Below are 21,450 nucleotides of genomic sequence, written 5' to 3' on the forward strand. Positions count from 1 at the left end.
GGAATGCGGAAGGTTACCCGATCGACGGCCGATGCGCGGCGATGAGAAGGGCCACGCGCGATCGGATCAGATGCTCACCGATGGCGCGGATTCGCGGCGCGGCGGCTGGAATGCAACAAACAACGCAAACACAAGCACTGGCGCGGCTTACAGGCTTGTTTTGCTCTGAAAGCCGCGTCAGTGCTTGAGTTTCACCTTTTAACGCTACGGCGTGAGCTGCAGCGTATGCCGCGTTTCGCCCGCCAGCAGTGGTGTCGGCTTGCCTTGCAGCCAGTCGTCGTGTCCGGCACCGTAAAACGGTGACAGCGGATGTCCACTTTGCCCGCCGGGCATGGTGAAAATGGCTTGTTCCTCGCGGCCCGGCGACACCACCATGCGCTGCGACGCGCCGAATGTGGGCGCGGCCACCAGCGGCATATTGTTGTCGCCTGCCAGCGGCGTGGCCGGCATATCCAGTACCGCCGACAGGAACGGCATCGCGCGGGAGAACGGGTGCTTGATGCGCGCGATGTTACGTTTGCCCCAGGTCGCGTCCGCAATCTTGCCGTGCTGCTTCACCAACTCATCGTGTACCGCCGCCAACTGTGCTGCCAGAAAATCGTCCCAGTCGCGGTGCGGTTTGGGCAGCAGGTGCGGCGGACGCGTCGACAGCGCCTGCCATACTGGATATTCAAATTTGCCGTCAAAGCCGAATGTGCCTTCCTGTTTGCCGGCCGGCGCCGATGATGGCGACAACCCCGCCGCGGTCGCGAGCCACTCCTTCCACAACTGATCCATGACCTGCTGGCGAAATGCGCGTGCGATGCGATGCCCCGTCTGGTCGATATCGGCGCGGCCATTCCAGCGCTTGAGTTCGCCGGCGATGGCGGTGGTCTTTTCGTTGGCGCGCGCGGTGGCGGTCCCGATCGCGAGGTCGGCCCAGCGTTTCAGGAACCGCGATTCGGTGTCGAGATGAATCGCGTGCAGGCCTTTTTCATCGAACGCCGGCTGTGCACGCAAGCGGTCGCGGATTTGCATGGCGCGCGCGCCGAGATCAAAACCACCGTCGCCGATTGCATCCCCGCCCTGACCGGTTTCGGGTCCAAGTTGACGGTTGTTGGCAGTCCACAGACGTGCGTCGGCGGGATTCTTTACCAATGGATAGCGATTGGTCGCGAGCCATCCGGTTGGCAGCGCGGCAAGCGGCGTCAACTGGCCGCGCGTCGATTGCCGGGGAACGGATTCGCTCATCGGGATGCGCCCCATGATGGTCCAGGCCACGTTTCCCTGCTTGTCGGCAATCAGTACATTCTGGTGCGGGATACCGCTCGCGTGCGCAATGGCGATCGCGTCATCAACATTTTGCGCAAACATCATGTCGCCCGCACGCATGTTCACGCCACCGTCGCGATACAGCACCCACGAGAGCGCGTAATCATTGTCAGTGTCTGTTTTCAGAATCGGGCCGAACGGAGATTCGCGAACCTCAATGTCTTCGTTCTCGCCGCCCTTGACCGTAATGGTTTCGCGATAGGTGGTGATGGCAGGTTTGTCACTGGTCGCCGCTTTTGGCAGCGCCACCCAGTCAAACCATTGGCCGTAACCGTTGGTAAATCCCCAGGCGATGTGGCCATTGCTGCCCACCACGACGGCAGGCAGGCCGGGCAAGGTGACGCCGGCAACACGCTGCACAGCCGCTCCCTCGCCGATGCTGATCTGTGTGCGAAACCAGATGTTCGGCACACCCAGGCCGAGATGCATGTCGTCAGCCAGCATCGCGCCGCCGTGACTCGTCAACGCGCCACCAATTGCCCAGTTATTGCTGCCGACCGCTTCGTCGTTGCGTTCGTCGAGAGCAACCGATTCGGACTCGCTCGTATTGATTTGCCGCGCAGCGACTTTCGCGTTTCGCGTGTCAAACTCGGTCGACACCGGCATTGCGGGCGGTGTAATTTCGCTGCCGTCGAGCGCGGCGTCCCAACCGCCGCCGGAAGGTTTCAGCCAGCCGAACAGGCGATCGCCGATCTTCTTCCGCAACCCGATTTCGTTGAAGCGCTCTTCGAATCCCCGCGCCTGCAGCATGAAATACATTTCACCCACCACCAGCATTGAATCGACTTCATGCCAGGGTTCGGGTGTGGTGCGCAGGACGAAGTATTGCCATGGCCTTGCGCTCAACGCGTTGAGGCCGGCATTGACGCCTTCTGTATACGCGCTGACCCATGCACGATCCGCAGGCGGCAGCGATTGCCACTGCGCCGTCATGCGCGCGCGCAGGCGGTGGCGGCGTTTGTCCTTGTCCATGGGCAAGGTGGCCGCGCCGAGCAGGGCGGAAAGCTCGCCGGCGGCGGACCGCCGCGCAAGGTCCATTTCAAAAAAACGCTCCTGGCTGTGCACGTACCCCAGCGCGCGGATGGCGTCCGGCTGGCTGCGTGCTTGAATCGACACGGTGCCGCGATCATCGCGCGCAATCGATAGGGTGGACTGGAGCTGCGCAACTTTGTGGTCGCCATCCAGTACCGGCAGACTGGCTCGCAGCATCGCATACGCGGCGATTACGACCAATACAAGCAGCGCGCCAATGCCGAGAAATATGTTGCGACCGATACGCAGAAAACGTTGGCTTCGCGGTGACGGGTTCCGGGGGATCATGTTTTCTTTCGTTTCGCCCGCGGATGCGCGGCGTCATAGACCTTTGCGAGATGCTGAAAATCCAAATGCGTATACACCTGCGTCGAGGCGATGCTCGCATGGCCGAGCATTTCCTGCACGGCCCGCAAATCCCCGGAAGATTGCAGCACATGCGAGGCGAAGGAATGCCGCAACATATGCGGATGCGGGTCGATGGTCAATCCTTGCAGCGTTGCCCAGCGCTTGATGCGGCTTTGCACCACGCGCGGACTGATGCGCGCGCCGCGTGTTCCCAGAAACAGCGCGCCTTCCGATGCGCCTTTGACCGTGCGGCGCGTTTTGAGCCAGCGCCAGATGGCCTCCATGGCGTGCTTTCCCACCGGCACGATGCGGGTCTTGTTGCCCTTGCCTGTGACGCGCACTTCCGCGGTGGAGAAATCGATGCCTTCAATGTCGAGCCCGGTCACTTCGGATACGCGCAGGCCGGAGGAGTACAGCAGCTCATAAATGGCGCGGTCGCGAATGCCCTCGGGCGTATCGTCGGCAAAACTCACCAGCCGCACGGCTTCATCCGGCGACAAGGTCTGCGGCAGGCGTTTGGCCGCCTTGGGGGCTTTCACGCCATCCACGGGGTTGATCGTGAACTGTTGGTTTTGCACCAGAAAGCCAAAATAGCCGCGCCAGCCGGACAGCACCCGTGCCAATGATTTTGCGCTGAGACCTTTGCCGTGCAATGTAGCCGCAAATCGGCGAATGTCGGCCTGCGACAAACTTTCCAGCGTTCGTTCAGCGCCAGCGCTGGAATCCTTAGGCCCTTTGAGACCATCGACGAGCGCGGTCAAAAGCACAAGATCCCGCCGGTAACTTTTTACCGTCATGGCGGCAAGCCGCCGCTCGTGCGTCAGGAAACTCAGGTAGCGCTCAATGGAAGCAGCAACCATTGGCCGTGTGCCGTTCACGCTGTTAAAGGCGGCTCCGGCGCGAGGGCCGTGGCGGCGGGTACAAACGTCAAGTGCCGGGCGAGGCAATGCGCCAGTACATCGCCGATGCGGGTCAGGAATACGGTACCCATGTCCGCGTAGAACCGTTCCGCATTCTCGGACGCCATCAGCAGCAGGCCGAAGGTCTGCCCCATTCTCAGCGGTTCAAACGCCCGCCCCACTTTCAATGGAACCAGCGCATACGATTTCAAATGAGGCGCATGTTCGCCAAACCAGTGATTGGTTTCATACACCGGATGACTTCCGCAATACGGTTCCTTCATGGCGTCCACAAACCGGCTCAGTTCCGCGCTCGCAGGCTGGAATTCCGGGGACGGCGTCCCGGGCGGTACCACGTCCCAAAGGCGCACGGCGACATGCGGCACCTGAAAATTGTCCAGCAGATCGAGATAGACCGTGTCGATCAACTGATCGAGCGTTGTGCAATCGATGAGCCGCAGCGCCAACGCGTGGATCTTGTCGGAGAGCGTGTCATTCTCCTCGCCAAAATTGACGAGTTCCGCGAGTTTGGATTCAAGCAACTTCACCTTCTCGCGCGTGGCGATCAACTGGCGCTCGGGAATCGACACCGTGCGCCCGCCATGCGGGTGAGCGACGTTGATGTTCAGCAACACATCCACATGTTGCTCAAAAAAATCCGGGTGGGCTCTCAGGAATTCCGCGACTTGTTCGGTGCTTAGTACATTCGACACGTTGGACAACCTTTTCTCTAGACTGCAATTTCGCCCTTGAATACTGTCGCGGTGGCCCCCGACATCAATACCGGCGCGCTTTTATCGTCGCCACCTTGCCATGTTACCGTGAGTTCGCCGCCACGCGTGAAGACGACCACGCTTGAGTCGAGCAATCCCCACCGGATACCCGTAACCACGGCGGCACATGCGCCAGTGCCACAAGCCAGCGTTTCACCAGCACCGCGTTCCCAGACGCGCAATCGCACATGTCCGCGATCGACAATCTGCAGGAAGCCTGCGTTCACACGATTCGGGAATTTCTCGTGATTCTCGATCAGTGGGCCGGTCTCGCGCACCGGCGCGGTATCGACATTTGCGACGACTTGTACCGCATGCGGATTGCCCATTGAAACTGCGCCGATGGAGATGTGCGTGCCTCGGACGTCAAGTGCATATTTGAGGGACTCCACCTCAGCCTTGAAGGGAATCTCGGCCGGGATAAAACGCGGCGGCCCCATGTTCACGGTGACCCTACCATCCGCCTCTATTCGCGGCACGATCAGACCGGACAGTGTTTCCACCCGGATTTCCTGCTTGGTGGTCAGGCCCTCGTCGCGGACGAATTGTGCAAAACACCGCGCGCCATTGCCGCATTGCTCGACCTCGCCGCCGTCGGCATTGAAGATGCGATAACGAAAATCGGCATTCGCGTTGGTGGCGAGTTCAACCAATAGCAGTTGATCGCAGCCGATGCCGAAGTGGCGGTCGGCAATGCGCTGGATCTGCGCGGGACTGAGGGAAATGGTTTGCGAGACGCCATTGAGCATGACGAAGTCATTGCCCTGGCCATGCATTTTGGTGAAGCGTAATGACAGTTGCGCCAATGGAGCGGATTTCTATTCGGGGGTGTAGATGAACGGGCTGTCCTGAAGATCGGGATTCTTTTCAATCTCGGAACAATCTTCAACGTTCATCTCGGGCGGGTTGTCGGCGGAGTTTCGCACCGAGGCGCGAAACTCCGGGTCGGAGATGGCCTGCTTTACGGCGTATTCACAAGCCGAATCGGCTGTTTCGGATTGCACGTAGACGGTTTTGATGAAGCCGTACCAGCCTTCCTTGCCTTCCCGGTTCAGCAAGAAATGTTCGCCGCGCAGCAGGACTTGGAATTGAGCCATGTTTATGATCCCCTCACTCCGCTAGAGCCGCTCATTTAATCATAAAAATTGCGCTCCCCGGGGGGGCGGGTCTTAAAGCGCTTGTGCACCCAGAAATACTGGTCGGGCATTTCGCGGATTCGATCTTCAAGGAATGCGTTCACCCGCCGCGCGTCGGCCTCGACATCGCCCGAAGGAAAATTCTCCCAGGCCGGATAGAACTGTGCCTCGTAACCGGCGCCGGTCTGGCAAGTTATCAACGGAATGACTTTTGCGCCGGTAATTCCGCAAAGCCGTGACATGGCCGTGACAGTTGCGGTCTTGATACCGAAAAAATCCACGAATACCGCGTCCTTGGCGCCGAAATCCATATCGGGCAAATAGTAGAACGGCCTCTTTTCCTTGAGCGCCTTCAGCACAGGTCGCAAGCCTTGTTGCCGCGTAATCAGCGTGGCATCGTTGTAGCGTTGGCGGGAACGGCGAAGCGCTTTGTCGAACACCTTGTTCTTCTGCTCGGAATACATCGAAAATGCGCCGGGATACTCGCGGGAAAAGCGCGCGCCGCCAATGTCGAGTCCGACGAAATGCGGCGCCAACACGATGATCGGCACTTTGCCGGCCCATTCATCCATGAGGTGCCTGTCGATCAGTTTGACGTTTGCCAGTGCGACATCGAGCGGCGCGTACCACAGACGGCCGAGTTCAAGCGTCGATCGCGCCAGATTGCGGAACACGCCGCGACCGATGCGTTCACGTTCATCGTCGGACTTCTCCGGGAAGCATGCTTTCAGGTTGATCAGCGTGACGCGCTTGCGTCCCCAGTGAAACAACAGTCCGCCCAGACCATTGCCCAGCGCCGACACCCAGCGGGGCGGAAGCCAGCGAAGGCACCAGAGGATAAACAGGACAGCACGCATCATTGACTATTGTGGTGATTGACTTGGCGCATCGGGTGCGCCAGCGGGGGATTTATATCGATTGTATCCCCACAGGTACTGGGAAGGTGCCATCGCAATCAGTCTTTCCACCATGGCATTGGTCTGGCGCGCGGCAATGTGTTTATCGCTCGAATACGCCTCGGACATGGGCTCGATATGTACGTGGTAGCCCGCCCCTCGGGGTAGGCGTTCGGCGAAGAAAAATAGCACGGCGGCGTCGTTGGACCGCGCGAGCCGCGGTAGCAGGGTCATCGTAAAGGCGGGCCGGCCAAAGAAATCTGCCCATACGCCATCGCCGCCCTGCCCGGGCGCAGGCACCTGATCCGGCAGGATCATGATGTTGCCGCCGGTTTTCAAGGTCTTCAGCAGGGCCCTCACGCCACTTGCGTCGGCGGCGGCAGTGGTGGCGCCACCGCGCATGCGGCCCTGTTGCATGAGCGGTTCCAGCCACGCCTGTTTCGGCGGCCGATACAGGGCGGTGATCGGGATGCGCGTTGCAAGGTAGCGCCCGGCAATATCGAAGCAGCCAAGATGCGGCGTGACAAAGATGATTGCCCGCTGTTGCGCTTTCGCCGCGTCAACATGCTCCCATCCGGTACAGGTGCGTACCAGCGCAAAAAGGCGGTCAACCGGTGCGGTCCAGGCGATCGCCAATTCCGAGATGCCCTTGCCTTGTTCCGCAATGGAGGCTTTGACCAATTGATCGCATGAATCGAGTCCCGCATGTTTTCCGTACAGGGCGATATTTTCCCGTGTCAGTCGCCGATGCCGCGCCGACGCACACCATGCCAGCCAGCCCGCGCATGTGCCAAACGCATGGTTCAGCCGCAGCGACAGTTTGCCGAGTAGCCGAAAGAGGGCGCTCACCGTGCGAATCCGGGCTGCATTGCGGGTATCGGCGGGCGTGGCGTTAGGTGCAACGTTAGGGGCAAAAAAGGCTTTCTGTTAAAATTCGTGGCTGTACTGCGTTTTCAATGCAATTGACAGAGCCAACTAATCAATGATGTTGGGCTCATTTTATGGGGAAGCCAATGACCGATTTTCTGTTCACGTCCGAATCCGTTTCCGAAGGCCATCCCGACAAAGTTGCGGACCAGATTTCTGATTCGATTCTCGACGCGATTCTAGCCCAAGACCCAAACTCACGGGTGGCGGCAGAGACACTTTGCAACACCGGACTGGTGGTGCTGGCGGGTGAAATTACCACCAACGCCAACATTGACTATATCGGTGTGGCCCGCGACACGATCAAACGTATCGGCTATGACAATACCGAGTACGGCATCGACTACAAGGGATGCGCAGTCATGGTTTGCTATGACAAGCAAAGCCCGGACATTGCACAGGGTGTCGACGCGGCCCAGGACAATAATCTGGATCAGGGTGCCGGCGACCAGGGCCTGATGTTTGGCTACGCGTGCGATGAAACCAGCGTGCTGATGCCCGCGCCGATCTATTACGCGCATCGCCTGGTACAGCGGCAATCCGAGTTGCGCCGTGATGGCCGCCTGCCGTGGCTGCGTCCCGATGCCAAATCACAAGTCACCATGCGTTATGTGGACGGCAAGCCGCATTCGATCGACACGGTCGTGCTTTCCACCCAGCATAGCCCGGAGATGTCCGACGGCAAGCTGATGAAGCAGGCAGCCATAGATGCCGTGATTGAAGACATCATCAAGCCGGTGTTGCCCAAGGAATGGCTGCAAAACACGCGTTTCCTGGTGAATCCAACCGGCCGTTTCGTGATCGGTGGTCCGCAGGGCGATTGCGGGCTGACTGGGCGCAAGATCATCGTCGATACTTACGGCGGCGCCTGCCCGCACGGTGGCGGTGCATTTTCCGGCAAGGATCCGTCCAAAGTCGATCGTTCCGCCGCCTATGCGGCCCGCTATGTGGCGAAAAACGTCGTTGCCGCGGGCCTCGCACGCCAGTGTCAGGTACAAGTGGCATACGCGATCGGCGTGGCCAAGCCAATGAATATTACGGTGTATACAGAAGGTACCGGCGTGATTCCGGACGAAAGGATTGCCGAAATCGTGGCAAGGCATTTCGACTTGCGGCCGAGAGGCATTGTGCAAATGCTGGACCTGCTGCGGCCGATTTACGCCAAAACTGCGGCCTACGGCCATTTTGGCCGCGAGGAGCCGGAATTTACGTGGGAAGCGACAGACAGGATTGCCGAGTTGCGGGATGCGGCCGGTCTCAAGGGTGAAGCCAAAAAGGTCCTCGCCAGCGTCGCATAAACTCCGTATAATTCCGCGTTCCGAGGGGCGCTGCGAGCAATTCCAGAAATTGACCAGGCTCGGAAACGTATTCAGCACTTGAGCAACGGCGCCCACACTGCAAACCAGTGTGGGCGCCGTTTTCTTTTGGTGCTCGCGAAACAATGTGAATGTAAGGAGCTTTTATGAACGCGGTATTGAAACCACAAAATTTGATTCAAGGTGACTATCACGTTGCCGATTTGAAACTGGCCGATTGGGGCAACAAGGAAATCAAGATTGCAGAAACCGAGATGCCTGGCCTGATGGCAATCCGGGAAGAATTCGCCGTTACGCGGCCACTAAAGGGCGCGCGCATCACGGGTTCGCTTCACATGACCATCCAGACCGCGGTCCTGATCCAGACGCTTGAAGCGCTGGGCGCCGAGGTGCGCTGGGCCTCGTGCAACATTTTCTCCACGCAGGATCACGCCGCCGCCGCGATTGCCGCCAACGGTACGCCCGTATTCGCCGTCAAGGGTGAGACGCTGGAAGATTATTGGGATTACACCCACCGCATCTTTGAATGGAAAGATGGCGGTTACTCGAACATGATCCTCGATGACGGCGGTGACGCCACGTTGCTGCTGCACCTGGGCACGCGCGCCGAAAGCGACCCGACGGTGTTGCACAACCCCGGCGCGGAAGAAGAGCGCATCCTGTTTGCGGCCATCAAAGCGCAACTCGCGAAAGACCCGCACTGGTATTCGGTGCGCCTGAAAGAAATCAAGGGCGTGACCGAAGAAACCACCACCGGCGTGCATCGCCTTTATCAGATGGCCAAGGATGGCAAGCTCGCGTTCCCGGCTATCAATGTCAACGACAGCGTCACCAAATCCAAGTTCGATAATCTGTATGGCTGCCGCGAGTCACTCGTTGATGCCATCAAGCGCGCCACCGACGTGATGATCGCCGGCAAAGTGGCCGTGGTGGCCGGTTATGGCGACGTGGGCAAAGGTTCCGCGCAGGCGTTGCGTGCATTGTCTGCACAGGTTTGGGTCACCGAAATCGATCCGATCTGCGCATTGCAGGCCGCGATGGAAGGTTATCGCGTCGTGACCATGGATTACGCCGTGGACAAGGCCGACATTTTTGTCACCGCGACCGGCAACTATCACATCATCACCCATGACCACATGGCGAAGATGAAGGATCAGGCCATCGTCTGCAACATCGGTCACTTCGACAACGAAATCGATGTCGCCTCGATCGAAAAATACGAATGGGACGAAATCAAGCCGCAGGTCGACCACGTCATCTTCCCCGATGGCAAGCGCATCATCCTGCTCGCCAAGGGGCGCCTGGTGAATCTGGGTTGCGGCACGGGGCATCCGTCCTATGTGATGTCATCTTCGTTCGCCAACCAGACCATCGCGCAGATCGAGCTTTACTGCAACACGGAAAAATATCCGGTCGGTGTTTATACGTTGCCGAAGCATCTTGATGAAAAAGTCGCACGCCTGCAGTTGCAGAAACTGAATGCGCAGCTGAGCGAGTTGACCGATCAGCAGGCGGCGTACATCCATGTGTCAAAGCAGGGGCCGTATAAGGCGGATACGTACCGTTACTGACATCGAGCATCGCCTTTGCCCGCCGGGGTTACGTTGGGGCGTTGCGGCGTTGCTTGCGTGCATGAGCACGCGGCGCGCCTTGCGCCTTGCCTCGCGGGCAAATGCTGGCTCGATGTTTGCTCGACTTCGGGCTGAGGACTAATGGGCAGCGGTATACGGGAAGGCAAATGACTGACACACGCAAGTTTTCATTCGAATTCTTCCCCCCAAAAACGCCAGAGGGCGCGGCGAAATTGCGTGAGACGGTCAAGCAACTCGCGCAATTCCATCCCGCGTTCTTTTCGGTCACGTTCGGCGCGGGGGGCTCCACGCAGGAAGGCACGCTGTCGACCGTGCTGGAGATTCGCGCGGCCGGGCATCATGCGGCGCCGCACATTTCCTGCATTGGCTCTACGCGCGAGAGCATCCGCGAAGTGGTTCACCACTACAAGGATGCGGGGATCCGGCATACCGTTGCGCTGCGCGGCGATTTGCCCTCCGGCATGGCGGTGGCGGGCGAGTTTCGCCACGCGAGCGATCTCGTTACCTTCATTCGCGAAGAGACCGGCGACCACTTTCATATTGAAGTCGCGGCCTATCCGGAATATCACCCGCAAGCACGGCGTGCACAGGAAGACCTGGAGAATTTCAAGCGAAAAGTCGAAGCGGGTGCGAACTCGGCAATGACACAGTATTTCTACAATGCCGACGCATACTTTCATTTTGTCGAGCAGGTGCAGGCGATGGGCGTGGCGGTTCCGATCGTGCCGGGCATCATGCCGATTGCCAGCTTCTCGCAGCTGGCGCGTTTCTCGGACGCATGCGGTGCGGAAATCCCGCGCTGGATCCGTCGCAAGATGGAAGGCTTTGGCGACGACACGGCGTCGATTCGCGCTTTCGGTCTGGACGTGGTGACCGATCTCGCCGCGAAATTGCTGGAGGGCGGCGCACCCGGATTGCATTTCTACACGCTGAATTCCGCAGGGCTAAGTTCCACCATTTGGCAGCGTCTCGGAATTTAGCCGCGCCATAAACTCCAGCACTGGCGAGCTGCTCCGGGCGAAATGACTCTGAACGCCGCGCCAGTGCTGGAGTTTTGTCATTGCCCGGCTTTCTTGTCGAGCCGGCAGCCAGAACCCTACGCTGCCAGCTTTTTCTTTTTCAGCGCATCCAGCTTATGTTGCTCGGCGTAAGCGTGGTGCGCGGCGGCCTCTGCCTCGCCCACTTTCACGGGCTGTCCCATGTCGGCCAGCACCGAGCCCAGCGCGGAGAGACACAACATCACGTTTTCAGGTTTGCATGAATACCCCATCAACCCGAACCGCCAAATCTTGCCGGCGAGCGGACCGAGGCCGGCGCCGATTTCCAGATTGAATTCGGTGAGCAGGATCTTGCGGACTTCGGCTTCATTGACCCCCTGAGGCACGAAAACCGCATTCATCTGCGGCAGGCGATTGCCTTCCTTGACGAGGAATTTGAAGCCCATCGCTTCCAGACCAGCCTTCAACGCGAGATGGTGGCGCTGGTGGCGTGCCCATGCGTTCTCCAGGCCTTCTTCTTTCAGCACCAGCAGTGACTCATGCAGCGCAAACAGGCTGTTGGTCGGCGCGGTGTGGTGATAGGTGCGGTTGGTGTTCCCCCAGTAATTCATCACCAGGTTCAGGTCCATGAACCAACTCTGGACGCGTTTTCCATTCTGGCCGCGGGCTTTGACGCGCTCGATGAAACGCTCCGAAAACGACACCGGTGACAGGCCGGGTGTGCAGGAGATACATTTTTGAGAGGCCGAATACACGGCATCGACGCCCCAGTCATCCACCAGTACTGGCGTACCACCCAGCGACGTGACCGCGTCAACGATGCTGAGAGCATCGTGTTTGCGTGCAATCGCCGCGAGCGTCTTCGCGTCTGATTGACAACCGGTAGACGTCTCCGCGTGGACGAAAGCCAGAATCTTTGCGTCGGGGTTCTTTTTGAACGCATCTTCAATCTTGTTCGGATCGATCGGTTCACCCCATTCGGCCTCGACCACCACCGCGGTGCCGCCGGCACGCTCGACGTTTTCGATCATGCGGCCACCGAACACGCCATTGCGGCCGACGATGACTTTGTCACCGGGCGCAACCGCGTTGACGAAGCAGGTCTCCATGCCGACCGAACCCGGGCCGGAAACCGGAAAGGTGAGCGCGTTATCCGTCTGGTACGCGTAGCGCAGCAGCGTTTTCAGTTCTTCCATCATCTCGACAAAGATGGGATCGAGATAGCCTATGGCGGGCAGCGACATCGCGGCCAGCACGCGGGGGTTGATGTCCGACGGGCCCGGGCCCATCAGCGTGCGCTGCGGAGGGTGAAATGAGGTGATTTTCTTGCTGGGTGAAACCTGCTTGAGCGGGGGATGCGAGTTCATGAATCGAGCCTTTCAGAGAGTGGCACTCTTTGGCGCCATGTCAGAAGATATCAGTTCGCCCCTGGCGCCGGAATGACCGGTGGCAAGGAGCGCGACGGGGAAACAATTGGGCATGAGCCGCCTTGTGGGCGGGGCGTGACGCGTGGGTCACACCATTGAGGGGGTCAACCTCGTCCGGGAGTGTGCCGGAATATTGGCAGGCGCGTGGGCCGGTGAGAAGGCCGGATGGTATCCGGTGTCACAGGCCGATGGAAATTTATTTGTTGCATCGCAACATGGTAGCGGCAATTGACCCTCCGTGCAACGATTTCTGCAATTCGTCCGCGGCGGATTGTCGGCGATTGCCGGCGCCGCCAGACTGTGGTCATTGCCAATCAACTTTCGTTCGACACCCACAGGGAGCTTACATGAACAAGATATCTCGCCCGCTGCTGTTTACCTTGTTGGCCGTATTGTTTCTCGCCATCGTAGTTACGGTCATAACGTCGGGTCCACTCACGTCAGGCAGCGGTCCCACGCTGATGATGTTTGACGAAGACCTTTCTGACTCCGCACTTGGCTGGGCGATTGCCATCCCGATTCTGGTTTTCGTGGGCATCATTGTCACCGCTGTGTTGGCGGGTGCCGCGCTGATTACAGTGATGGCACTGGCGTTTGCCGCAGTCCTGGTAGTCCTGGCCGTTCTGTTGGCGTTCACACCGCTTGCCCTTTTCGTGGCGATTCCCGTGCTCGCGGTGTATGGCCTGGTCAAGCTTTTTCAACGCGACCGGCGCGAGGTGACGCCTGCCGCGTAACGTGAGCGAACTGACGCTAACGGAACGTGATGATTTGCGCGGACGCAGGTTCGATATATCTCTCGGCGAACTCTTCGGCGTCAAACGCCTTGTCGCCGTCTTCATGGGCGGCGCCGTCCGTCTTCACATTGGCGAAATCGAACAGATTCCGATCGAGCATGTGTGAGGGCGCAATGTTCTGCATGGAGCGGAAGATGCTGTCGATGCGACCGGGGAATTTCCTTTCCCACTCGCGCAACATCTGCTTCACCTGCTGGCGCTGAAGATTGTCCTGTGAGCCACACAGGTCGCAGGGAATGATCGGGAATTGCCGGTACGCGGCGTAGGCCTCAAGGTCCGCTTCCTCGACATACGCGAGCGGGCGGATGACGATATGCCGACCGTCATCTGACGCCAGTTTCGGCGACATCGCCTTCATCTTGCCGCCGAAGAACATGTTGAGGAACAGCGTCTCGAGGATGTCATCGCGGTGATGGCCGAGCGCGATTTTGGTTGCGCCGATCTCACCCGCCACGCGATAGATAACGCCGCGCCGCAACCGTGAGCATAGTGAACACATGGTTTTCCCCTCGGGGATCACGCGTTTCACGGTGGCGTAGGTATCCTGTTCGGCGATCTGGAACGGAACGCCCACGCCTTTGAGGTAATCCGGAAGAATGTGCGCGGGATAGCCCGGATGTTTCTGGTCGAGGTTGAAGGCGAACACGTCAAACGCCACGGGCGATTTTTCGCGCAATTTCAGCAGGATATCCAGCAGGCCGTAGCTATCCTTGCCGCCACTCAGGCAAACCATCACTTTGTCGCCGGCCTCGATCATGCTGTAATCGGCAATCGCCTGGCCGGTCAGCCGACGCAGGCGCTTGGTGAGCTTGTTGGCCTCGAATTGCTGTTTTTGCGAGAGGGCGGGCGTGGCGATATTCATGCGCCGCATTTTACCGCGCGAGGAGGCGCGCATGGGGTCGATTTGCCAAACGCAAGCATTGGCGCGGCTTCCGTGTGAAAAATGGCCCGGAAGCCACGCCAGTGCTTGAGTTTTGTCAGCGAGGCCGCTGATTCAAAGTTTCACTGCGACGTTGGCGAGTATTGGTGCAATTCGGTGTATTCCCCACCCGTTACACAACCAGCCCGCGCCCACCATCAACCGCAAGAATTTGCCCGGTTACGTACGGCGCATCGAGCATCAGGTATTTCACCGCGCCGGCGATGTCCTCCGGCGCGCCGACGCGCTTCAGCGGGGTCAGGGAAATAATTCGCGTCTGCTCCGCTTCGGGAAAATCGTTTCCGCCGTGGTTGCCAACTTCGGGCCAAAGGATCGCCCCCGGCGAAACGCCGTTAACCCGCACCTCCGGCCCAAGCTCCAGCGCCAGCGAGCGCGTGAGTCCCGCCAGGCCCGCCTTGGCGACCGTATACACCACGAAATCCTTCAGTGGCCGTTCGGCGTGGATATCGACGATATTGACGATACTGCCGTGTGTTTTGCGCAAGTAAGGCGCGGCTGCCTGCGAGAGAAATAGCGGCGCTTTGAGATTTGAATCGATCAACTCGTGCCAGCTGTCTTCATCGATGGCGCCGACCGGTGTGGCAAAAAAAGACGACGCGTTGTTTACCAGGCCATCGAGGCGGCCAAACTCGGAAGCCGCGTGATCGATCAGGCCCTTGAGTGCGTTGTATGCCAGCAAATCGCCCTGCAACAAGGCGGCCGAATGCGGGCGCTGGACATTGAGTTCCTTGACAAGTTTGTCCGCGTCGGCGCGCGAACGGTTGCAATGCACGATCACGTTCACGCCGGCCGCATGCAAGGTGCGCGCGATAACCGCGCCGACACGTTTCGCGGCACCGGTGACAAGAATGGCGGGGGAGCTGGAAGGAGTGGTCATGGGATAATTGCCTTCAATAATTTTAACCTACCCCATGCGAACTCCCCTGCCACGATCCCTTGCCGATACATTGCCCGTTCCCGAGGGCGCGGCGCTCGCACATTCGCAAGCTTGCGCGGAAATGCTCCGTGCGGAAATCAACAAGGCCGGCGGCTGGTTGTCGTTTGCGCGCTTCATGGAACTGGCGCTGTACACGCCTGGCCTGGGTTATTACGCGGCGGGTGCGCGCAAGTTCGGCGCCGCGGGCGATTTCGTCACGGCGCCGGAAATATCCTCGCTGTTCGGCCAAACCTTGGCTTCATCGATTGCAGATGTGCTGCGCCAGACCGGCGGAGATGTGCTGGAACTGGGGCCAGGTTCAGGCAAGCTCGCGAAAGATGTTTTGATGGCACTGGATGACATCGGCGTGTTGCCAGAGCGTTATCGCCTGTTGGAAGTCAGCGCAGACTTGCGTGAACGTCAGCAACAGGCCTTGTCGGCACTGCCTGCTTCCCTCGCCGCGCGCGTCGAATGGCTCGATGCCTTGCCGCAGGATTTCACTGGCGTGATGATCGCCAATGAAGTGCTGGACGTGATTCCGGCGCACCTGGTGACGTGGCGCGCGGGCGGCCAATTCGAGCGCGGCGTGGCGTTGAACGGTGACGATTTCATCTGGCAGGATGTGCCGGCTGCTCCAGAAATTTCTGCCGCCATGACGCAAATTCAAGGTGCCTGGTTAAACAACTCGGCCCCCGACGACTACGTGACAGAAGTCGCCCCCGCCGTCACCGGGCTGGTCCGCAGCCTTGCGCAATCGTTGAAACTTGGCGCGATGCTATTCATCGATTACGGTTTTCGTGGGGCCGAGTTCTATCATCCCAGCCGTATTACCGGCACCCTGATGTGCCATTACCGGCACTTTGCGCACCCCGATCCCTTTCTTTATCCGGGGCTGCAGGACATCACCGCGCATGTCGATTTCAGCTCGGTGGCCGAAGCGGGAACGGCGGCGGGACTGCAACTGGCCGGCTACACCACGCAGGCCCATTTCCTGCTCGCCAGCGGGTTGCCGGATCTGTTGGCGAAAGCCGATCCCCGTGATCCCGCCCAATACCTGCCGCTCACCAACCAGTTCCAGCGGCTGGTTTCACCAGCTGAAATGGGTGAATTTTTCAAGGTGATCGGCTTCACCAGCGGAGAGGTGACGATTCCGGCGCTGGCAAAGGCTCGACCCTTGCCGGTTTGATCTAGCGCAAAAGTCCTTGCCACGGATATCTGTATCTTCGCGTTAGACTGTGTCGCCGCATTGGGCTCTGTTGGGTTGTTTTGTGCCACGAGCCGGGTAACGCATGTCGTAGCCACCGCCAACGCTAGCTTTCCGTGACTGTCACGGGGACGTTGGATACCTGATTCAGCAATCGAACTTGGGGAGTAAGAAAAGATGCCGCAAATGATCGGAGTACCAAAAGAAGTTTTTTCAGGCGAACGGCGCGTTGCGACCGTTCCCGAAGTGGTTGAAAAACTGATCAAGCTCGGTTTTACGGTGCAGGTGGAAGCAGGCGCTGGCGAGAACGCCAACGTCAGCGATGAGGATTACCGCAAGGCGGGCGCCGGCGTCGTCGATAGCGCGGCAAAGCTGTGGGCGGAATCGGACATTGTGTTCAAGGTGCGCGCGCCGTCGATGGACGAAGTGGCGCAGATGAAGGAAGGACTGGTTTTGATCTCGTTCATCTGGCCGGCGCAGAACCCGGACCTGATGGCGGCTATGGCGGCGAGAAAGGTCACCGTGCTGGCGATCGATTCGTTGCCGCGCACACTCTCCCGCGCCCAGAAGATGGATGCGTTGACCTCGATGGCCGGCGTCAGTGGATATCGCGCCGTGGTCGAGGCTGCCAACGCCTTCGGCCGCTTTTTCAGCGGGCAGATCACCGCTGCGGGTAAGGTCCAGCCGGCGAAGGTGTTTATCGCCGGTGCCGGTGTTGCCGGCCTTGCGGCCATCGGCACCGCCGCCAGCATGGGCGCCATCGTGCGCGCCAACGACACACGCGCCGAAGTGGCGGATCAGGTCAAGTCGCTGGGCGGCGAATTCGTCAAGGTCGAATACGAAGAAGAGGGTTCCGGCGGTGGTGGATACGCCAAGGTCATGTCCGAGGGCTTCCAGCAGGCGCAGCGTGAGATGTACGCCAAGCAGGCGCGCGAGGTCGACATCATCATCACCACCGCGCTGATCCCTGGCAAGCCGGCGCCGAAGCTGATCACCGCCGCGATGGTGCAATCGATGAAGGCCGGCAGCGTCATCGTCGACATGGCGGCCGAGCAGGGCGGCAACTGCGAACTGACCGAGCCGGGCAAAGTGGTGGTCAAGCACGGCGTCACCATCGTCGGCTATACCGACCTGGCCAGCCGCATGGCGAAGCAATCATCGACGCTGTACGGGACCAACCTGTTCCGGCTTTCCGAGGAGTTGTGCAAGACCAAGGATGGCGTCATCAACGTCAACATGGAAGACGAGGCCATCCGCGGACTGACCGTGGTCAAGCAAGGTGAAATCACCTGGCCGCCGCCACCACCCAAGCAGTCAGCGGTCACCGCCGCCAAGCCGTCTACCGCGGTCGCGGCACCGGCTGCCAAGAAGGGCCATGGCCACGGCGCCAGTGCCCCGATGCCTGCGCAAACCCTGACCATCATGTTCGCCGTCGCGGCCGTGGTGTTCTGGTTCATCGGCGCGTACGCGCCACCGGCTTTCCTCGGCCACTTCACGGTGTTCGTGCTCGCCTGCTTCGTCGGCTACATGGTGGTGTGGAATGTCACTCCGGCATTGCACACGCCGCTGATGAGCGTGACCAACGCGATTTCCAGCATCATCATCATCGGTGCGCTGGTGCAGATTGCGCCGCCGGCCGTGGCTGCCGTGGTTGGCCAAAGCGCGCGACCGGATGACGTCATACGCTGGCTCGCGGTGGCAGGCATCGGCCTGACCGCCATCAACATGTTCGGCGGCTTCGCCGTCACCCAGCGCATGCTGGCCATGTTCCGTAAATAAGGGAGACGACAACATGTCCGCAAGCCTCGTAACCGTTTCCTACATCGCCGCCATCATGCTTTTCATCCTGAGCCTGGGCGGCCTCTCCAATCCCGAGTCATCACGCCGGGGAAATCTCTACGGCATGATCGGCATGACCATCGCCGTGCTCGCGACCATCTTTGGCCCCCGCGTCACCACGGGTGGTCTCGGCTGGATCATCGGCTCGCTGCTGGTCGGTGGCAGCATCGGCATGTATCTGGCACGCACGGTGCAGATGACGCAGATGCCCGAACTGGTCGCGTTCATGCACAGCATGGTCGGCCTCGCCGCCATGGTGGTCGGTTTTGCCAGCTATGTTGACCCGACCTCCACGGCCGGATTGACGTCCGCCGAGCAAGGCATCCACCACATCGAGGTCTACGTCGGCATCCTCATCGGCGCGGTCACGCTGTCCGGTTCGGTGATCGCCTTTGGCAAGCTCTCCGGCAAGATCAGCGGCACACCGCTGACATTGCCCGCGCGCCACTGGCTGAACCTCATCGGCCTGCTGGTGGTGATCTGGTACGGACGCGAATTCCTGAACGCGCACACGATCGAAGCCGGCATGACACCGTTGATCGTCATGACCGTGATCGCGCTGCTGTTCGGCATTCACATGGTGATGGCCATCGGTGGCGCTGACATGCCGGTGGTGGTCTCGATGCTGAACAGCTACTCCGGTTGGGCGGCCGCCGCGACCGGCTTCATGCTGTCGAACGATCTGCTGATCGTGACCGGTGCGCTGGTCGGTTCGAGTGGTGCGATCCTTTCCTTCATCATGTGCCAGGCGATGAACCGGCATTTCATCAGCGTGATCGCGGGGGGGTTCGGCAGTGGCGGCGGTACGGCGCCTGCTGCCGGTGCCGCGCAACCCGCCGGTGAAGTCGTGCCGGTAAGTGCGCTGGAGACAGCCGAATTGCTGAAGGAAGCCAAGAGCGTCATCATCGTGCCGGGCTACGGCATGGCGGTCGCGCAGGCGCAGCACACGGTGTATGAAATCACCAAGTTCCTTCGCGACAAAGGCAAGATTGTGCGCTTCGGCATTCACCCCGTCGCCGGTCGCATGCCGGGCCACATGAACGTGTTGCTGGCCGAAGCGAAAGTGCCGTACGACATCGTCATGGAAATGGACGAGATCAACGATGACTTCCCGACCACCGATGTCACGATGATTATCGGCGCCAACGACATCGTGAACCCCAGCGCGCAGGACGATCCCAACAGCCCCATCGCCGGCATGCCGGTGCTGGAAGTCTGGAAGGGCAAGACCTCGATCGTGATGAAACGCAGCATGGCCTCCGGCTACGCGGGCGTCGACAACCCGCTCTTCTACAAAGAGAACAATCGCATGCTGTTTGGCGATGCGAAGAAGATGCTGGATGAAGTGTTGACGGCGTTGAAGACGGATTAGTTGATCTCGTAGAACGCCATTCGGTGCGGCTTTCAGGGTGTTATCGCCCGGGAAGGCGCGCCAGTGCTGGAGGTTGGTAGATAAAAATCAAGCGCCCCGAGGTTGGGGCGCTTTTGTTTTCTGGACGGCAAATGGCTGGTAACGACCGAGGCTGTGTGAAAACATAAATATTGTGTCGCTGAGAATGACGCGTCCCGCGCCGTCACGGGACGTTTTTGAGTAGGTCGTTCTTTTTTTAGCACAATTGGCGTTCAAGCCACCGCTTGTTGGTCCTTTCAGCATCGCTATTAGCGCCTTGATGCCTTGAATTTTCATCATTCGCTTCAGGTTATACGCCAACACATGCAAGCTCATTTCGGTACTGACGCGCGGCAGTGTCTTGGTCAGGAAATGCGTGGCACCCATCCATGCCTTGAGCGTTCCATAAGGATGCTCAACCGTCGAGCGCCGCTGGCGGGAGGCGTCCGGGTTCTGCTCGGCCGGTCTTGCATGCGCTCAAGAATGTCCTCGTGCTCCCAGCGCGTCACGCGTCGATTCGTGCCGGTCGTGCATTGCGCTTTCATCGGACACTTTGGGCATGCCGAGGACCAGTATCGATGAAGGGTCATGCCCTTTTCGACTGTCGTCTGACGCCAAATCGCGCTTTGCCCCGCAGGGCATCGGTATTCATTGCGCTCGGCGAGGTAAGTGAAATCACGCTTGTCAAAGCGCCCGGCGGCCTTGTTGTTGGACGTGAGCGGCTTGGGCACAAGCGTGTTGATACCCTGTTGCTCGCATTCTCGGATCTGCTCGCCATTGAAATAGCCTCGGTCAGCCAGCACCGTGAGCGCTTGATTGCCCGTTGCCTGCACGGCTTGCTGCGCCATTGTCGAGAGTTGTTGCCGGTCGTGACCCACATTGGTGACCTGATGGGCGACGATCAGATGATGCCGGGCATCAACGACGGTTTGCACGTTGTAGCCCACCATGCCGGTGCCGCGTCCACTGGTAGCCATGGAGCGTGCATCGGGGTCGGTTAGCGACACCTGATGGTCGGGCGCGGCTTGAAGTTGCTCACCAATGTCTTGCAAGCGCCGCATCTGCTCCTTGAGTCGGCTGACCTTCTTTCAGGCGAGAAACGCGGCCTTCACTTACCGCCGCGGGGTTACGATCGGCACGATCGAGTTCGCTTAGGTAGCGTCCGACGCTTTCTTCAATTTGCGCCATGCGCGCCTTCAACTTGTGTTCGGTGAAGTTCTTGTCGCGGTTGTTGACGGCTTTAAACTTGCTGCCATCGATTGCCACGATCGCTTCCGAGAACAGCTTCAGGTTCCGGCACAACACAATGAACTGACTACAGATGCGGCGTATAGCGGGTCCGTTGTCCTTGCGAAAATCGGCGATGGTCTTGAAGTCAGGTCTCAATCGGCCCGTGAGCCAGATCAGTTCAAGATTGCGTTCCGTCTCGCGTTCCGTGCGTCGGCTCGATTGCAGGCGATTGAGGTAGCCGTAGATGTAAATCTTGAGCAGCGTGGCGGGGTGGTAGGCGGGACGGCCCGTGGCACTTGCCGTGGCGCTTTCAAAACCGAGCTTGACCAAGTTCAGTTCTTCGACGAATACATCAACGACGCGAACCGGGTTGTCGTCGCTGATATAGTCATCAAGACACTCAGGAAGCAACGTGGTTTGCGTTCGACTTTCCGCAGGAATGAAGCGCTTCATCAGGGCGACCTCGCTACGCTAAATCAATG

The 21,450-nt window shown here is 59.5% G+C and carries 17 protein-coding genes, 1 pseudogene and 1 riboswitch; of the genes and pseudogenes, 7 read left to right on the forward strand and 11 right to left on the reverse strand.

Annotated features, from left to right (window positions below):
* Nucleotides 1-204: 204 nt before the first annotated feature.
* From IPP88_01615 to IPP88_01645, 7 genes are read right to left on the reverse strand one after another with little or no spacing between them, the layout of a single operon-like run.
* A complete protein-coding gene (locus IPP88_01615; protein ID MBL0121465.1) occupies nt 205-2,631 on the reverse strand; it encodes a penicillin acylase family protein in 2,427 nt (808 codons plus the stop codon).
* On the reverse strand, nt 2,628-3,551 hold the full coding sequence (gene xerC / locus IPP88_01620) for a tyrosine recombinase XerC (protein ID MBL0121466.1): 924 nt from the start codon (nt 3,549-3,551) through the stop codon (nt 2,628-2,630). The genes IPP88_01615 and xerC overlap by 4 nt, the downstream gene beginning before the upstream one ends.
* 14 nt (nt 3,552-3,565) lie before the next feature.
* Nucleotides 3,566-4,303, reverse strand: coding sequence for a DUF484 family protein (locus IPP88_01625; GenBank protein ID MBL0121467.1), 738 nt, complete (start codon nt 4,301-4,303; stop codon nt 3,566-3,568).
* A 17-nt stretch (nt 4,304-4,320) separates the two neighbouring features.
* Nucleotides 4,321-5,160 carry a diaminopimelate epimerase gene (dapF, locus tag IPP88_01630; protein MBL0121468.1) on the reverse strand — a complete coding sequence of 280 codons (840 nt, stop codon included), beginning with the start codon at nt 5,158-5,160 and terminating at the stop codon, nt 4,321-4,323.
* 21 nt (nt 5,161-5,181) lie between these two features.
* Nucleotides 5,182-5,460 (reverse strand): hypothetical protein, encoded by a 279-nt coding sequence (locus IPP88_01635; GenBank protein ID MBL0121469.1) that lies wholly within the window; start codon nt 5,458-5,460, stop codon nt 5,182-5,184.
* A 35-nt stretch (nt 5,461-5,495) separates the two neighbouring features.
* Nucleotides 5,496-6,356, reverse strand: a complete 861-nt coding sequence (locus tag IPP88_01640) for a lipid A biosynthesis acyltransferase (protein MBL0121470.1) — start codon at nt 6,354-6,356, stop codon at nt 5,496-5,498.
* Between the two features lie 6 nt (nt 6,357-6,362).
* Nucleotides 6,363-7,253 (reverse strand): lysophospholipid acyltransferase family protein, encoded by an 891-nt coding sequence (locus IPP88_01645; protein MBL0121471.1) that lies wholly within the window; start codon nt 7,251-7,253, stop codon nt 6,363-6,365.
* A gap of 155 nt (nt 7,254-7,408) precedes the next feature.
* Between IPP88_01645 and IPP88_01650 the strand changes: the two genes are divergently transcribed.
* The 3 genes from IPP88_01650 (at nt 7,409) to metF (ending at nt 11,210) form a co-directional block, all read left to right on the forward strand.
* The gene (locus IPP88_01650; protein ID MBL0121472.1) at nt 7,409-8,620 is read left to right on the forward strand and encodes a methionine adenosyltransferase; all 1,212 of its coding nucleotides are present in this window, start codon (nt 7,409-7,411) and stop codon (nt 8,618-8,620) included.
* Nucleotides 8,621-8,636: 16 nt separating this feature from the next.
* Nucleotides 8,637-8,721: riboswitch (S-adenosyl-L-homocysteine riboswitch) on the forward strand.
* Nucleotides 8,722-8,784: 63 nt separating this feature from the next.
* Nucleotides 8,785-10,209, forward strand: coding sequence for an adenosylhomocysteinase (locus IPP88_01655; protein MBL0121473.1), 1,425 nt, complete (start codon nt 8,785-8,787; stop codon nt 10,207-10,209).
* A 167-nt stretch (nt 10,210-10,376) separates the two neighbouring features.
* On the forward strand, nt 10,377-11,210 hold the full coding sequence (gene metF, locus IPP88_01660; GenBank protein MBL0121474.1) for a methylenetetrahydrofolate reductase [NAD(P)H]: 834 nt from the start codon (nt 10,377-10,379) through the stop codon (nt 11,208-11,210).
* A 116-nt stretch (nt 11,211-11,326) separates the two neighbouring features.
* Here metF and IPP88_01665 read toward each other — a convergent pair whose 3' ends face one another.
* The gene (locus IPP88_01665) at nt 11,327-12,595 is read right to left on the reverse strand and encodes an alanine--glyoxylate aminotransferase family protein (GenBank protein ID MBL0121475.1); all 1,269 of its coding nucleotides are present in this window, start codon (nt 12,593-12,595) and stop codon (nt 11,327-11,329) included.
* Between the two features lie 407 nt (nt 12,596-13,002).
* Between IPP88_01665 and IPP88_01670 the strand changes: the two genes are divergently transcribed.
* Nucleotides 13,003-13,389, forward strand: coding sequence for a hypothetical protein (locus tag IPP88_01670; GenBank protein ID MBL0121476.1), 387 nt, complete (start codon nt 13,003-13,005; stop codon nt 13,387-13,389).
* A 16-nt stretch (nt 13,390-13,405) separates the two neighbouring features.
* Here the strand turns inward: IPP88_01670 and ttcA are convergent, their stop codons facing one another.
* Both ttcA and IPP88_01680 read right to left on the reverse strand, forming a co-directional pair.
* A complete protein-coding gene (ttcA, locus tag IPP88_01675; protein ID MBL0121477.1) occupies nt 13,406-14,344 on the reverse strand; it encodes a tRNA 2-thiocytidine(32) synthetase TtcA in 939 nt (312 codons plus the stop codon).
* Nucleotides 14,345-14,501: 157 nt separating this feature from the next.
* Nucleotides 14,502-15,266: a pteridine reductase gene (locus tag IPP88_01680; GenBank protein MBL0121478.1), complete on the reverse strand. Its 765-nt coding sequence runs from the start codon at nt 15,264-15,266 to the stop codon at nt 14,502-14,504.
* A gap of 34 nt (nt 15,267-15,300) precedes the next feature.
* On the opposite strand from IPP88_01680, the gene IPP88_01685 reads away from it, so the two are divergent.
* From IPP88_01685 to pntB, 3 genes are all read left to right on the forward strand, one after another.
* Nucleotides 15,301-16,491, forward strand: coding sequence for an SAM-dependent methyltransferase (locus IPP88_01685; GenBank protein ID MBL0121479.1), 1,191 nt, complete (start codon nt 15,301-15,303; stop codon nt 16,489-16,491).
* A gap of 195 nt (nt 16,492-16,686) precedes the next feature.
* Nucleotides 16,687-18,288 carry a Re/Si-specific NAD(P)(+) transhydrogenase subunit alpha gene (locus tag IPP88_01690; protein ID MBL0121480.1) on the forward strand — a complete coding sequence of 534 codons (1,602 nt, stop codon included), beginning with the start codon at nt 16,687-16,689 and terminating at the stop codon, nt 18,286-18,288.
* A gap of 13 nt (nt 18,289-18,301) precedes the next feature.
* Nucleotides 18,302-19,720 (forward strand): Re/Si-specific NAD(P)(+) transhydrogenase subunit beta, encoded by a 1,419-nt coding sequence (gene pntB, locus IPP88_01695; GenBank protein ID MBL0121481.1) that lies wholly within the window; start codon nt 18,302-18,304, stop codon nt 19,718-19,720.
* A 285-nt stretch (nt 19,721-20,005) separates the two neighbouring features.
* Here the strand turns inward: pntB and IPP88_01700 are convergent.
* Nucleotides 20,006-21,421 (reverse strand): annotated as a pseudogene (locus tag IPP88_01700) (IS1182 family transposase).
* Nucleotides 21,422-21,450: the final 29 nt, after the last annotated feature.

The organism is Betaproteobacteria bacterium, assembly GCA_016720925.1.
Lineage (GTDB): Bacteria > Pseudomonadota > Gammaproteobacteria > Burkholderiales > Usitatibacteraceae > UKL13-2.